General features: G+C 68.5%; 14 protein-coding genes. 9 read left to right on the top strand and 5 right to left on the bottom strand.

Annotated elements, in window-relative coordinates:
- The first annotated feature begins 40 nt into the window (after nt 1-40).
- Entirely contained in the window at nt 41-433 is a 393-nt protein-coding gene (locus WIX39_RS20315; RefSeq protein ID WP_409195709.1) for a VOC family protein, read from the top strand.
- A 31-nt stretch (nt 434-464) separates the two neighbouring features.
- Here the strand turns inward: WIX39_RS20315 and WIX39_RS20320 are convergent, their stop codons facing one another.
- Nucleotides 465-959, bottom strand: coding sequence for a cupredoxin domain-containing protein (locus WIX39_RS20320; RefSeq protein WP_409195710.1), 495 nt, complete (start codon nt 957-959; stop codon nt 465-467).
- Nucleotides 960-1,111: 152 nt separating this feature from the next.
- On the opposite strand from WIX39_RS20320, the gene WIX39_RS20325 reads away from it, so the two are divergent.
- Genes WIX39_RS20325 through WIX39_RS20335 form a run of 3 tightly spaced genes read left to right on the top strand, consistent with a single transcriptional unit; the run spans nt 1,112 to nt 3,773 of the window.
- Nucleotides 1,112-1,969 (top strand): hypothetical protein, encoded by an 858-nt coding sequence (locus tag WIX39_RS20325; RefSeq protein WP_409195711.1) that lies wholly within the window; start codon nt 1,112-1,114, stop codon nt 1,967-1,969.
- A 41-nt stretch (nt 1,970-2,010) separates the two neighbouring features.
- Nucleotides 2,011-2,580 (top strand): hypothetical protein, encoded by a 570-nt coding sequence (locus WIX39_RS20330; RefSeq protein ID WP_106934168.1) that lies wholly within the window; start codon nt 2,011-2,013, stop codon nt 2,578-2,580.
- Complete coding sequence (locus WIX39_RS20335) at nt 2,577-3,773, top strand: PrsW family intramembrane metalloprotease (RefSeq protein WP_106934167.1); 1,197 nt, start codon at nt 2,577-2,579, stop codon at nt 3,771-3,773. The genes WIX39_RS20330 and WIX39_RS20335 overlap by 4 nt, the downstream gene beginning before the upstream one ends.
- A gap of 16 nt (nt 3,774-3,789) precedes the next feature.
- On the opposite strand, the gene WIX39_RS20340 is transcribed toward WIX39_RS20335, so the two are convergent.
- Entirely contained in the window at nt 3,790-4,050 is a 261-nt protein-coding gene (locus WIX39_RS20340) for a hypothetical protein (RefSeq protein ID WP_081269051.1), read from the bottom strand.
- A gap of 192 nt (nt 4,051-4,242) precedes the next feature.
- Between WIX39_RS20340 and WIX39_RS20345 the strand changes: the two genes are divergently transcribed.
- Entirely contained in the window at nt 4,243-4,602 is a 360-nt protein-coding gene (locus WIX39_RS20345) for a DUF2845 domain-containing protein (protein ID WP_106934166.1), read from the top strand.
- A 30-nt stretch (nt 4,603-4,632) separates the two neighbouring features.
- Entirely contained in the window at nt 4,633-5,373 is a 741-nt protein-coding gene (locus WIX39_RS20350; protein WP_409195712.1) for a DUF6882 domain-containing protein, read from the top strand.
- 7 nt (nt 5,374-5,380) lie between these two features.
- On the opposite strand, the gene WIX39_RS20355 is transcribed toward WIX39_RS20350, so the two are convergent.
- Nucleotides 5,381-5,914, bottom strand: a complete 534-nt coding sequence (locus tag WIX39_RS20355) for a cupin domain-containing protein (RefSeq protein WP_409195713.1) — start codon at nt 5,912-5,914, stop codon at nt 5,381-5,383.
- Nucleotides 5,911-6,654 (bottom strand): NAD-dependent epimerase/dehydratase family protein, encoded by a 744-nt coding sequence (locus tag WIX39_RS20360; RefSeq protein ID WP_106934164.1) that lies wholly within the window; start codon nt 6,652-6,654, stop codon nt 5,911-5,913. The genes WIX39_RS20355 and WIX39_RS20360 overlap by 4 nt, the downstream gene beginning before the upstream one ends.
- Nucleotides 6,655-6,744: 90 nt before the next feature.
- Here WIX39_RS20360 and WIX39_RS20365 point away from each other — a divergent pair, with 90 nt between their 5' ends.
- Nucleotides 6,745-8,181, top strand: a complete 1,437-nt coding sequence (locus WIX39_RS20365; protein WP_106934163.1) for a PLP-dependent aminotransferase family protein — start codon at nt 6,745-6,747, stop codon at nt 8,179-8,181.
- A 6-nt stretch (nt 8,182-8,187) separates the two neighbouring features.
- Here the strand turns inward: WIX39_RS20365 and WIX39_RS20370 are convergent, their stop codons facing one another.
- Nucleotides 8,188-9,282: a DNA ligase gene (locus WIX39_RS20370; RefSeq protein ID WP_159053595.1), complete on the bottom strand. Its 1,095-nt coding sequence runs from the start codon at nt 9,280-9,282 to the stop codon at nt 8,188-8,190.
- Between the two features lie 138 nt (nt 9,283-9,420).
- Between WIX39_RS20370 and WIX39_RS20375 the strand changes: the two genes are divergently transcribed.
- Both WIX39_RS20375 and WIX39_RS20380 read left to right on the top strand, forming a co-directional pair.
- A complete protein-coding gene (locus WIX39_RS20375; protein WP_409195714.1) occupies nt 9,421-12,606 on the top strand; it encodes a hypothetical protein in 3,186 nt (1,061 codons plus the stop codon).
- Nucleotides 12,603-14,309, top strand: a complete 1,707-nt coding sequence (locus tag WIX39_RS20380; protein WP_106934159.1) for an SWIM zinc finger family protein — start codon at nt 12,603-12,605, stop codon at nt 14,307-14,309. The genes WIX39_RS20375 and WIX39_RS20380 overlap by 4 nt, the downstream gene beginning before the upstream one ends.
- Nucleotides 14,310-14,487: the final 178 nt, after the last annotated feature.

Raw genomic sequence — 14,487 nt, forward strand, 5'->3', positions numbered from 1 at the left:
GGCTGTTTCACTCGACCGCGCATTCACGCATCCGACACCCATGAAATTCGGCTACACCATCGTCTACGTTCCCGACGTCGCCCAATCGCTTCAGTTCTTCGAACAGGCCTTCGGCTTCACGCGCAGGTTCCTCCACGAATCGAACACCTACGGCGAACTCGCGACCGGCGAGACCACCCTCGCCTTTGCCGCGCACGAGCTTGCGGAGTCGAATTTCCCGCAGGGGCATGTTGCTGCATCGGCTTCGGCCAAGCCGCTGGGCATGGAGCTGGGCTTCGTCACCGATGATGTCGCGGGAGCGCATGCACGAGCGATTGCGGCAGGGGCATCCGAACTGGCCGCGCCCGTCTCCAAGCCATGGGGACAGGTGGTCTCCTATGTGCGCTGCCCCGACGGCACGCTGGTCGAGCTGTGCTCGCCCATTGGCGGCTGAGCGGCGATCGGGCGGGCAGGCACGCAGAAGGTCAGCGGCCAGCCTTCGCCACGCTCACCGCGCCCTTCATGCCGGCGTCGTAGTGCCCCGGCTGCAGGCAGCCGAAATCGACCTTGCCCGCCTGCGTGAACTGCCAGAGCACCTCGCCGGTCTTGCCCGGCGCCAGCGTCACCATGTTCGGATCGGCGTGCTCCATCTCGGGGTTCTTCATCATCGCCTCGTAGTGCGCGCGCAGGTCCTTCCCAGTTCCCAGCACCAGCTCGTGCTTCAGGACACCCACGTTCCTGACCACCAGGCGCACCGTCTCTCCCTGCTTCACACTGATGTCGGACGGGGTGAAGCGCATGTTGTCGGTCATGTCGACATGGATCGTTCGAACCGATTTCCCGGCCACGCCGGGCTTGCCGATGGCGCTGTCGGCGGCGGCGTCGTGGCCGCCTGCATGCGTGCCCGATGCGGCGGCGCCGGTGGCCGCCAATGCGAGCAGCGCCGCGATGGCGGGAATGTGGAGTCTGATGCGAACCATGGCTTTCCTTCTCTTGCGTTGCCTTGCCGTGAACGGATGAACGAAATGTCCGCCCGCGCCGCACTGTAGGAAGCCCATCCACGTATAGCCTGACGGGCCGGTGACAAGAAAGTAATCTACGCAGCCTTGTGCCGCCGCGCCGGAAGGAATCCATGTCGCATCCCGTCTTCCTGTCCAGTTCCGCCCTGCCTCGCATGCCCGAGGGCAGCCGCAACGAATGGCGCGGCTTCTTCGGTCACGGCGGCGAACTGGAAGCCAATGCGTTCTTCCCGCTGTTCTGGCGCGCGCTCTTCGGCGCGGACGACATCCGGCATGCGCGGTTCATCGACGAATACGACATCGACGATGAAGCCGCCGCCGCGGACCGCGCGGAATGCCTGGAACATTTCGGCGCGGAGGCCACGTACCCCTATCTCGTGACCGACAAGCGAACAGCATTGGCGCGATTGGCAAGCCGGCGCGAGGCCATCCTGGCGGCAGTCGGCGAGCGTTACCGGCCCATTTACGACGGCTTTGCGGAACTGATCGCGCATGATTTCGCGGACCATCTGCTGCTGCGGACCAGTGGGTTGCCCGACGCCGCCGAAGCCGAGAAATGGCTGCGCGCCGATCTGGCGGCCATCGACACGCCCGATACCGCGAGTGGCGAGATGAAGCAGCTGGCGAAAGACTTGTCGGCATACGGCGCGAACCCGGTATGGCTGTTGTCGGGCGCGGGCTCGACCGATGCGGGGTCCTGGCCCACGGAGGAACTGAAAGGCCAGTTTCCGCAGGTTGACAGGAAGAAGCCGAGGCGGGAGCCAGTCGCGCCACAGGCCGCGCAGCCAGCGTCCAGGCCCAGGAGCTGGCTCGACGCCGTGCTCGAATGGCTCGGCATCTTTGTCGCGGCAGGCGTGGCGCTGGGCACTTACGGGTTCACCAGGTCGGTGTGGCTGGCGCTGCTGGCCTTTGTTTGCGCGGCCGTGATCGTGGGTTTCGGCGTCGCAAAGTCGCGCGGACCTCGGGCGTGACTCGTGGGCGATGAAGGTCGTCCATATGGCACGATCAACCCATGCACGAGCCCTCCCGCCGAATCCCCTACCGCACCTGGCCAGGTGCGCTCGCGGTTCTGCTCGCCATTGCCGCCTACGTCGGCGGGCTGACTTTCTGGGACCGCCACACGCCCGGCGCACGCCCGTTGGCGCTGGCGGCCGGCGAAACCATCGATGCGGGCCAGGCGCGGTTCGTGCCGGCCGAGGGGTGGAAGATGGACGTGGCGCGCTCCAAGGCCGGCCGCTCGTTGATGCTGCTCAAGGGCGGCCATAAGTTTCGGGTGACGACGCAGCCCTGGGCCGGCGGCCCCGACGGTCCGCTGGTGCGGCAGCAGCGGCTCATGGAGCGCGGCCAGGGCCTGACCATCGACGGCGACGTGTCCGACTTCGTGACGTCATGGGGCCTGCAGGGCAAGACTTTCGCGTACTACGGCTCCAAGCTGGCCGGTCGCTTCTGGCAGGTGGTCGACATGCGGCGCAAGTCGCTCGTGCAGATCGACTTCTACGGACCCAACGAAGGGCTGGACGGCGCGCTGGCCGAAGCGCGCGGCATGCTGGACTCCATGGACATCGAGGCGCCGCAGGAATGAACATCGACGCTCCCGTCCTCGACAAGGACCAGGCCTCGTGGCCGGTCGGTACCGACTCTTTCTTCCAGCCGCAGCGCGCGGCGTTCTGGGTGCTCACGGCGCTGATCGTCAACGGCCTGTTCTACACGGTGAACATGTTCTCGCTCGGATTCCGCGTGGTCCCGGTCACGGCCTTCCTGGGGCTGCTGGTGTGGGGGCTCTACACGCTGATCTTCCTGGCCGCCTTCCGCACGCTCGACCTGCTCGAGCAGCATCCGCCGGAGGCGTTCATTCTGGCTTTCGCCTGGGGCGGCATGGGCGCGGTGTACTTCGCGGCGCCGGCCAATATCGCGATCCAGAGCCTGTGCGCCAAGCTCATATCGCCGGAGTTCGTGGCGGTGTGGGGGCCGGCCATCGCGGGGCCGATCACGGAAGAGTTCCTGAAGATCGCGGGCGTCATCCTGCTGGTGCTGGTCGCGCGCAACCAGTTCCAGACGTATCTCTCGGTGCTCATCGTCGGCGCGCTGGCGGGGCTGGGCTTCCAGGTGATCGAGAACCTGAGCTACACCGTCAACGCCTCCATGCACTTTCCGCTGGAGAACCAGGTCTATCCGGTGTTCCTCAACCTGCTCACGCGCGGGCTCATGAGCGGACTGTGGAGCCATGCGGCCTACACCACCATCGCGTCTTTCGGCATCGCCTGGTTCCTGCTGCATCCAGAGCGGCCGATGGCTGTGCGGGTGGCGGCGGCACTGTCGAGCTTCGCGCTCGCGTGGGCCATGCACTTCATCTGGAATTCGCCGTTCCTCGAAGATTTGTTCGACAACGGCTACGGCGAAATGGCCGTGCTGCTGTTCGTCAAGGGCATTCCCGCGCTGGTCGCGGCGGGCCTGATATGGCGCGTGGCCGTGAAAGAGAACGGCACGTACCTGCATGCGCTGGCAGCCGTCTTCGTGCCCGAGCGCGAGCTGATCCGCGACGACGAATGGGTGCGGCTGGGCGCGCCCATGCAGCGCTACAAGGTCCGCCGCGAGATGGGCTGGACCTACGGCTGGCGCGCGAGGCGGCTGAAGACCCGGCTGCAGCGCGAGCAACTTCGCCTGATCCGCAAGGCGGGTACCTACGGCCGCGGGCCGCAGACGCTGCGCCACGAAATCGCCATCAGGCAGCTGCGCGCGGAGCTCGATCCTTTGATCCAGCCGCGGCAGCCCTGATCCGCTTGGCCTGGGCTCAGCCTGCGTCCTTCAACGCCTTCTTCGCCTTCTCGGCCGAGCTCTTCGAGCGGTTCTTGTGATAGCCCGACTTGACGTTGTTCACGGCCTTGCCCACCGGGCCGCTCTTCTTGGCGTCGCTGTCCGCGCGCTTCTCGTCGATCTTGTGCTTGGCGGCGTCGGTCGCGTCGGAGGCGGCCTTGCCGATCTGGGCACTGGCGGTGCCGGCGGCAAGCATCGTCAGCGATGCTGCAAGCGCGATCAGGATCTTTCTGGTCATCGGGTGTTCCTCCAAGTTTGATGTTTGAGCGTCGATGCTCGCATCGCTTGGCGAAACCGCGTGTCAGCCACCACCCCGCATCCATCACGGCCGCCATCGCACATTTCCCGCACTACCGCAAAGGCCCAGAACTTCAAGCAGCGGATAAAGTCCGAGCCGGAACAGCCTCCTTTTTGCTTCTCTTTGCCGCCCATGCGCACCACCACCGCGAGCGCCGTCCTCTTCGGTATTGCCGCCCTGCTGCACGGCGCAGGCGCGTCCGCCCAATCGCTGAGCTGCGGCGGCATGCTCTCGGGCGTGGGCGACTCCAAGTATTCGGTCGTGCAGAAATGCGGCGATCCGATGTCCAAGGAATTCGTCTGCGTGCCGCGCCCGCAAGTCGCCTGGGTGCTTTCGCCCTACCCCGGCGGCCCGGCGCAACAGGTGATCACGCAGCAATGCGTGCCGATGGAAGACTGGGTCTACAACCGCGGCCAGGGCAACTTCCTGGGCATCGTGCGCTTCTACAACGGAGCGGTGGAATCGGTGCGCGACGGGGATCGGGTGCGCTGAGCGCTTTCATCAACGAACACAGGATCTGACGTGAGCACATTCCAGGATCATTTTTCGGACCAAGCAGCCTCCGCCCTGGCCAGACAGATGGCACTGGGCGATGTCATCGGAGAAAGGTCCTGGGGCATCGACGTGCAGAAGGGCGTGCTGAGTTTCGGCGATGACCTGCGATACCCCGCGCAACTGCTCGGCACGCACGCCTTAGGCCCCGGCACGTGGCTGTGGGTCTGGGCCAACGCGCAGAGCAACATCCCCGAACAGCACACCGAGGCGGCCCTGCGCATCCGGCAGCGCGGAGAAGCGGAGTCGATCGAGGCTTTCACCTCCGCGTCGCTGCAACTGGACGATGCCCTCACCGACCACATGATCGCCATGACGTGCGGCGGCCTCGAAGGCGGGCGCTGCTACTACCGCGCGCCCTACGACGGCGGCGCCCTCTTCGTGCTGCTCGACGACGTGCCGCGCGAGGTACTGGCACCTGTGACGCTGCCACGCGCGGTCACGGTGCTGATGGAGGTGATCTCGCAGTTCGACGTGAACCACAGGCGGATGGCGACGAGCTTCCTGCGGCAGCAGGGCCTGGAGGCCACATCGAGCACCGCGGCGGCCATCCGGGCCGAGCGCGCGGGCGAGGGGCACATCGAAATCAGCTTCGATGAATCCGGCCGCATCTCGAACGTTGCCTGCACGCTGCTGCCCCAAGGCGCAACGCCGGCGGCAGAGCCGCCGCCCGAACCGAAAGCGCCGCGCTGGCAGTTCTGGAAGCGATAGGCCCCCGTCAGGGCGGCAGCACCAGCGGCCCGCAGCTCTCATCGGCCACGAACACCGACACCAGCTTCGCGTGTTTCACCGGGTCGGGGTTCTCCGCAAACAGGTGCAGCGTGCCGGGCGGCTCGAAGAAGGTCTCGCCGGGGCGGTAGTTGCCGGGCGGCGTGCCGGCAAGCTGCGAGCGCACCGTGCCTTCGAGAATGATCGCGGTCACCGAACCCGGATGGCGATGGGCCGGCGAATAGGCCATCGGCGGAAAGTCGACGATGGCGGTGGTGACGGACTTCCCTGGCACATGCGGCAGCGGCTCGCACGAGATCACCTTCACCGAAGTGCCCGGCCGCGCGGCGGCGCCCGGTCCTTCCACCGATGGTGCCGACGCGAACATCGGCCGGCTCACCGTGCTGCAGATGTCGTCGATGAACCGAACGGCAGACTGCCTGCCCGCATGCGGCAGCAGCGCCCAGGCTGCGGCGGCGACGGACAGCGCGCCGAAGCCGAGGCACGTGCGGTGCCACGACAGCAAAGGCTCCTTCGCATTCACCGCACCGCCCCCAGCGGCAGCCGGGCATCCGCGCGCCACCCCAGCGCACGCTTCGCCTTCTCGCTGCTGACTTCATCGCCATCCTCGGCGATGTTGAAGACGCCGCCTTCCGAGCGCTGCAACGCCAGCAGCGCCGCAACGGCGGCGGCCTCCACATGCAGCGGGCTCGCGCCCTTGGGCTCGGCCGTCGAGGTGCCCGGACCATAGAGCTGGCCGTAGCGCAGCACCGTGGACGTCATGCCTGGCGCGCCCAGTACCGCCTGCTCCAGCGCGACGACGCCGTCGACGCTGACGCGGCGCACACCCTCCGCGCCGAGATCGAGCGGCATGTCTTCGGTGAAGGGCTTGGCACCGGGCGCATAGGCCCACGCGATGCTCTGCGCCACCAGCCTCTTCGCGCCCGCTGCCGCCGCAGCGGCCACGAGGTTGCGCGTGCCCTCGGTGCGCACCCGCGCGTTGAGCACGGCGGCCTCGGCCATGCGCTTCGGATCGAGGTCCTTCGGCAAGTCGGTGAGCTGGTGGATCACGCCCCACGGCGCGATGCGCGCGAGCGCTGCCGTCAATGCCGTCGCGTCGAATACATCGACGACCACCGGGCGCACGACCAGCGCTTCCAACCCGGCTGCCCGGTCGGCGCGCCGCGTGCTGCCGTACACGACGTAGCCCGCGTCCTTCAACAGCGGAATCAGCGCGGTGCCCACGGCCCCGGTCGCGCCCGCCAAAAAAACTTTCTCGCTCATCGCATCGATTCCTTCAAGCTGTTCATGGAACGAGCTTAGGCCTACGATGCCTCACCCGAAAGAACCAAGAATCGACAAAACGACTGGGCCATGGCAAGCGGCAAGAAACCATCGAGGAACACTCCGACGCTCGACCGCGCCAGGGCCACGCCCCTGTTCCGGCAGATCTACGAGCGCTACCGAAACGCCATCGAGCAAGGCACGCTGCGCCCCGGCGACCGCGTGGCATCGGCGCGCAACCTGGCCAGCGAACTGGGCGTGGCGCGCGGCACCGTCGAGGCGGCCTTCAGCCAGTTGACGGGCGAAGGCTATCTTTCGTCGCGCGGGCAGGCGGGCACGGTGGTCTCGCCGTCGCTGCCGGTGCAGCATGCGGCGCGGCGCGAACCCCTGCGCGTGGAGGCGCCCGTCGCCATCGGCGGACTCATGCAGCCGGGCGAACCACCGTTGCTGCAACTCGGCATCCCTTCGTTCGATGCCTTCCCGCGCAAGCTGTGGTCGCGCCTGGCGGCGCGGCGCATGCGGGGCATGGGCGTGGCCGACATGTTCTACGGCGCGCCCGCGGGCTTCGCGCCGTTGCGCGAGGCCATCGCAGCCTACCTGCAGGTGTCGCGCGGCGTGGCCTGCCATCCCTCGCAGGTGCTGGTGACACCGGGCTACCGCGCCTCGCTCGCGCTGGTTGCGAACGTGCTGCTCAAGAAGGACGACCGCGTGTGGATCGAAGACCCGGGCTTTCCGCCGACACATGAAGTGCTGCGCCGCACCGGCCAGCGCGCGGTGCCGGTGCCGGTCGACGAAGAGGGACTGGTGGTCTCGCGCGGGCTGCGCAAGGCGCCGAAGGCGCGCATGGCCGTCGTCACGCCCTCGCACCAGGCACCGCTGGGCGTGTCGATGTCGCTGGCACGGCGGCTGCAGCTGCTCGAATGGGCCTCCACGGCCAATGCCTGGATCGTCGAGGACGACTACGACGGCGAATACCGCTATGCCGGTCCGCCGCTGCCGGCGCTCAAGAGCCTGGACGGCAACGACCGCGTGCTGTATGCGGGCAGCTTCTCGAAGGTGCTGTATCCGGGCCTGGCACTCGGCTACCTGGTGGTGCCCGAGTCGCTGCGCGCATGCTTCGAGGAGGTAGCGCGCATCGGCTCGAACGGCAGCCCGCAGCTCATGCAAGCCATCGTGGCCGACTTCATGCGCGAGGGCCATTTCTCGCGCCACCTGAAGAAGATGCGGCTGCTGTACGCGCGCCGCCGGAGCATGCTCGCCTCGGCCTTGCTGAAAGCTTTTGGCGACGCGGTGCGCATCGACTTGAAGAGCGGCGGCATGCACCTGATCGCCCGCTTCGACGGGCTCGGCCATCGCGATGCGGAGCTGGCCCGCCGTGCGCAACAGGCCGGGCTGAACTGCCAGCCGTTGTCGGGCCGGCATGTCGCGGCGTCCGGCGACGAAGGGCTGCTGATGGGCTTCACCAACATCGCGAGCGCCGCCGAGGCGAACCGGCTCGCGGCCCTGCTTCGTGCCGCGTTCGGCTGAAGCGCGTCAGGCTTCGCCGTCTTCCTCGAGCGCCGCGCTGCGGTCCTTGATGCGCGTGACCTGCGACAGCACCGCATCGGCCGGTGTCATGTCGGGCCGCCGGCCCTTGTAGACGGGCTGTTCGAACTTGCCGCCGGCATAGCGGTACAGGTAGCGCACCTCGACCAGCGTGCCCACGGCCGGCAGCGCCTCGCCGGGCGGCACGGTCACGTTGCCGAGATCGACCATCGCGCCGGTCTCGTCGCGCAAGCCCACGGCCACCGAGCGCTGCGCATTGACGCGAAGCACCTCGCAGGTCGCGCTCTGGTTGAACTTGAACTTCAGGCTGGCGCTGCTGCGGCCCGCCGCGAACGGCGCGTCGAGCGCCTTCAGCACATAGCCTTCACTGTGCGCGGCCAGCAGTTCGGCGGCACGCCGGCGCTTGCCCTCGGCGCTCAGTTCGAGCGCGAGCACCGTGATCCACGGCACCGTCGCCGCGGCCTTCCGCAGATGGCCGAAGCGCTCGATGAATGGCGCGCCGCGCAGGTCCTGTCCCGCCATCTCCAGCAGGTCGAAGGCCAGGAAAGCATCGCCGACGTGCTCGCCCGCGATCACCGTTCGACCGGCGTGCGCGTCAGCGGCGCCGACCCATGCCTGCGGTATGTCGACGAACAGCCCGCGCCGGTTGGTGCCGCGCACCGTGCCGCCTTCGATCAGCAGGATGCGGTTCTCGCCGTCCGCCTTTTCCTGCAGGCCCCAGCCGGGGTCGTCGAGGTAGCGCGCCAGCTGCTCCTCGGCAATCAGCGTGGGCAGTTGCGGCAGCTCGCCGCTCACGCGGCCGGCGAGCTCGGTCGAGGTGTAGAGCGCGCCGGACTGGTCGGGCGTGTAGCCCTTGGAGGTCTTCTCCTTCACGACCTTCTCGTAGATCTTCAGCGCGGCCTCATAGGCGAGCGGGCTGCTGGTCTTGGTGCCCGTGGCGAGCGTGCCGCCGCGCCGGCCGTTGCCGTAGTCGACGACCCAGCCGTCGTCCTTCTGGCGCAGGTGCACCTGGTAGACCTTGTCCGAGCCCTGGCCCGTGAAGTAGAGAAAACTCGATTGTTGTAAGTGTTCCGTATTCGCCATCGCGCTCATTGCCTGCCTGTTCGAAAAGATGCCTGCCGAGCACGATGCTACACACGGCCAACAGGCGCCCCTGCCCGCTAAGATGCTCGGCGGAACAAGAAGCACAAGCATCCAACCCGAAGGCAGGGAGGCCTCCGCGTGAAGCGCATTCGCTCAGAGAAATTGATCCGCATGAAGCCGGGCGCGCTGGGCGCGAGCGGCTTCAGCACGGTGGAACTGTTCGCCTTGCCGGAAGCCCCGGGCCACGTGGTGCACGTGAGCACCAGCCGCGACGGCCAGCAGTGGAAGGAAACCGTCCACACACCCTCGCCGCTGCCGCTGGATGCCGCCACCGCCGCCTTCGAGCAGGCCGTGGCGGCGCAGATCGCGCAGGGCTACACCATCGAGGGCACCCCACTTGCCACTGCCCCATCAGCATCGCCTGCCCCCGTTGCGCTCGCACACCCCGGCGACGCCGTGCTGCTCGCCAGCCTCCACCCCGACACCTGGCGACTGCTGCCGCCGGTGCGCCAGAGCCGCGTGGTATGGCGCATCGGCGAACGCCGGCTGGCCGCCTCGGTGCCGCGCCTCATAGACCTCATAGAGACCGGCGAGCCGATGCTCGACTACTGCATCGCCTGGGCCATTGGCCGCTGCGGCGACGGCGGTGCGTTCGAGGCCATGCGCGAGCTGTCCCGGCGCGGCCGCACGCCCGTGGTCACGCGCGCGGCACGCTGGGCCGCATTGAGCCTGTGGCCGCAGGACCAGCGCGCCAGCGAAATGGCGCGCATCGCCGACGACTGGCCGGCCGCGCTGCGCCGCGCCTGGGCCGAGCTGCTGGAGCTGCCGCTTGAACAAGCCATGCCCCGCCTGCGCGATCACCTGGCCGACAGCGCGCTGTGGAACGGAATGAAATTTGCCGCGTGGGTCGAGCAGCTGTTCGACCTGTCGCTGCTCGAAGGCCCCGCCACCGACAGCCTGGTGCACGCCGCGCTGCGCGAGATCGCTCAGACGCTGCAGCTCGCGGCCGGCAGCTTCCGCGCATGGCGGCGCCTCTACAAGGGTGCCGAATTTGCGGGCGACTACGCACTGCTCGGCGTGCTGCACCAGCGGCTCGAAACACAGCGCGCGGCATTCCGCTCCGGCGGGCGCTGGGCGATGGCGAACGGCCGCTATGTAGAGATCGCGAAAGAAATCGTACGGCCCGACAGCCGCCTGGCCTACAGCCACCGCACGCGCGACTATCTGCGCCGCCGCACCTGGCGCAGCCTGCGCCGTCTGGCTCTGGCCGGCACGGCCGATGAGGCAAGCTGGCTGCAGCTGGCCATGGGCGTGCTGCTCGCCGCCGACGATGCCGACGCCGGCACCGCCGGCCAGCAACGCGACCCGCGCTGGAGCGAGGAACCCGGCCGCTGGCACACCGGCCCCTACAGCAACTGGCTGGTGCTGATGCAGCTGCTGCACCGCCACGACGCCGAATGGGAAGCCCAGCGCGGCGGACTGCGCTGGCGCCGCCACAGCCCGCTGCCCGCGCAGCGCATCGACCGTACCGAAGCCTGGCCGGAGCGCTGGGACCGCCATCCGCAAGCCCTGCTGCAGCTGATGCAGCAAGGCCGCTGCGCCGCGGTGCACGCCTTTGCCGCCCGCGCATTGCAAGACAACAAGCCCTTCTGCGAGGCGCTGGACGCGCCCACCGTGTGGAGCCTGCTCGCCAGCAACTGGGACGACACCGCGCGCTTCGCGCTCGCCATCGCGCGCCAGCGCATCGCGGCGGGCACGGCGCCCATGCAATGGCTGCCGGCGCTGCTGCGTTCTCCGCTCGCCGAGGCGCGCGCCTACGCGCTCGAATGCATCGCGCGCGATCCGGGCCTGTACAGCCAGCAAGTCGACCTGCTGCTGATGCTGCTCACCTCGGCCGATGCCGAAGTGCGACGTGCCTCGCGGCTGCTGTTGCAGGCGGCGGCGTCGAACCTCTCGACGCTCGATGCGCTGTGCGTCGAACTGCTGGCCTGGCTCGCGGGCAGCGATGCAGATACGCCCGAGCTGCCCGCCATCTGCGAGAACCTGCAATGGGCGTTGCAGGGCCTGCTGCGCACCGCGGCGGCCAAGGCGCCGCTGCCTGAGCTGCTCGCGCTTTTCGATCACCCCGCAGCCGAGGTCGTGGCGACAGCGGCCGAGTGGCTGCTGCTGCACCCGGCCTCGGTGCAAGGCCTGCCGGTGGCCGTGCTCACACGGCTGCTGCAGTCCGACGATGCGCGCCTGCGCGGCGCCGGCGTGCGGCTCTTCACCGCCCTGCCCGACGACACGCTGCTCGGCCAGCCCGAGCTGTTCGCAGCCTTCTGCGCCAGCCCGATGGCGCTCGTTCGCGCGGCCGTGGCGCCGAAGCTCGCGCAGTTGCTGCCGGAGCATCCGGCGTTCGGCGCGGCGCTGATGCCGATGCTGCGCGACGAGCTGTTCCGCGCCGAAGCCGCCGAGGGCGTGTTCGATGCCCTGCTGCAATGGCTGCGCGGCCCGCTCGCCGAGCACACGCGCAGGGGCGAGCCCGCCGTCACGCTGCGCCTGCTCGAAGCACGCAGCAAGGGCGCGCAACAGCTCGGCGCATGGCTGCTGCCGCAGCAAGACCCGCAGGGCTTCGACGTGCTGCAGACGGCGAGCCTCGGCCTCGTCGACACCGCCGCCGCGCGCCGCTGGGCCATGGACCAGCTCGCCGCACAGCCGGAACGAACGCTCGCGAATCTCGGCGACGCGCTGCGCATCTTCGACAGCCGCTGGGACGATGCCCGCGACTGGGCCCGCCAGTGGTTCGGCGCCCAGGGCAACGCGCCCCAATGGACGCCGGCGCTGCTGGTGCGCCTGTGCGACCACAAGGACGCCGGCGCGCAGCGGCTGGGCCGCGAGTTGCTCACCACGCATTTCGATGTGACCGACGTCACCACCTACATGCTGCAGCTGAGCCAGCACCCCTCACCCGGCATGCAGCTGTTCGTGACCAACTGGCTGGCTTCGGCCGCCGGACAGAAGCCCGACGTGCTCGCGCGGCTGGAGCCCTACTTCCTGAGCGTGCTGTCGCAGGCCAACCGCGGCCGGCTGGCCAAGGCGCGCGTCATGCAGTTCCTCGCGGCACAGGCGGCGCATTCGGAAGACATCGCGCGGATCGTGGCGCGCGTGTTCGCGCGGCAGGCCGTCACAGGCGCCATCACCGAGCGCGCACAGTACGTAGCGGGGCTGCGCGGCATCCAGGCGCAGTTCCCCGAACTCGACAACCCCTTGCAGACCGCCCCGGTACGCAGCGTCGCGCCGCGCCGCGCGCTGCCCGCCGCCCCGGGCGGAGGAAGCGCCGCATGAGATTCCAGTACCGCTACTTCGGCCAGTCCGGCGCGCAGCACACGGCCGACAGCACCGCGCTGCAGTTCGCGCCCGACACGCTGCGCGCGCCGGTGCACTTCGTGGCCGACATCAACCGCCACCTGCCGTTCCGCGAAGGCATGTCGGCCCTGCACGACGTGGTGGTGGGCGACCTGCGCTTCCAGCCGCGCGACAAGAGCGCGTATCTCGAATGGCTGGCCGGGCAGGAAGGCGAATTGCTCGCGCAGTTCATGGCGCGCAGCGACGAGCTGAAGACTCAGATGGCGCCTCTTCGCGACGAACTGGCCGAGCTGCGCAAGCGCAAGTCGGCCGTGCTGCAGCCCTTCCTGCGCGCGCAGAAGAGCTACTTCGACCACATCTACAAGGTCAACCGCGAGGCGTGGTTCGTGCTCGATCCGGTCATCACGGTGCACCCCGACCGCGTGTTCTTCGAGTGCTTCAGCCAGGACGAGTCGAGCTACGGCATGTTCTCGTGCAGCCACGACATCTTCGACCGGGTGAGCGACCATGCCTTCGGCACCACCAACGTAGACTACTCCGAGTCTCTGTACGACGAGTTCCAGAAGATCCGCGACTACAAGACCACGCGGCTGGCCATCGACCCCGGCGGCTTCCAGGTTCAGAGCGACAACGACCCAGCCTTCCACGAGCCGAAGATCGACGTGCCCGACAGCTGGGTGCGCGGCTTCCTGCAGGTGAGCAGCGCGATGCTGCTGCCGGCGCAGCGGCTGCAGCTGCACCCGATGGACGTGCACAACATCTGCCTCGTGCTGCGCCGGCGCAAGGAGCGCGTGGGGCCGCGCTCGCTGCGCTTCATCCTGCGGCCGGGCCAGCCGGTGCGCATCCTGTTCGAGCCCTGGGGGCACGAGCTGGTGTGCCCGCGTTCCACGCACAGCGCCACCTCGGACATCGACATCCGCGTCTGGGGCCGGCGCCGGCTGCTGCAGCTCGAACGCCTGGTGCCTGTGGCGCAAGGCTTCACGTTGCACCTGCTGGGCACCGGGATGCCCAGCTTCTGGGTGGCGCAGCTGCCCGACATGGAATTCACGCTCGGCCTCTCGGGCTGGACCGCCAACGACTGGTCGCGCAACGGCCACTTCGAACTGCTTCAACCGCGCCACACGGTCGACCAGGACAGCCAGCTTCGCGTGTTCGCAGCATTGGGCGAACGCTGGCGCGCCACCACCGCCGAGCTGGCGGCAGCCACCGGGCTGTCGACGCTCACGGTCGACGCGGCGCTCGGCGGCTACGTGCAGGCCGGCCGCGTGGTGTACGACCTGGCGCACGGCGTCTGGCGCCTGCGCGAACTCAGCCGCGAGCCGCTGCCCATGGACAAGCTGCGCTATGCCAGCCCCGAGGAAGAAGCCGCCGCCGAACTGGTGCGCGCACGCCGCATCGCCAACGTGAAGACGCAGGCGCGGCCCGACGGCGGCCTCGCGCTGAGCGGCAAGTGCAAGGGCGCGACCGGCCAGCGCGAATACCTGGTGAGCCTGCAGCTCGACACCGACCAGCGCGTGGCCTCGGGCGACTGCCAGTGCAGCCATTTCGTGCGCCACCGCATGACCAAGGGACCGTGCGAGCACATGCTCGCGCTGCGCCTGTCGGCCTTGCCGACCACGGCCGGCATCCAGAACGCAACGACAACGACGACAGATCAGGAAAGGACCGCACACATCGGCTGATACACTGCTTTTTGCGAACGGAGCGGGAAGGCTCTTGCAATCCGGTTGGCGTATCGCCACCCTCGCACACAGCACTTCCCAAGCGTCACTGGACGTCTCTTCACTGTGCCGTACACGCATGGTGACGCGACAACAGTACGGCTTCCTCGAAGCTCATCGGCGTCACCATGCGTGTACG

The organism is Variovorax sp. AB1(2024), assembly GCF_037482385.2.
Taxonomy (GTDB): domain Bacteria; phylum Pseudomonadota; class Gammaproteobacteria; order Burkholderiales; family Burkholderiaceae_C; genus Variovorax.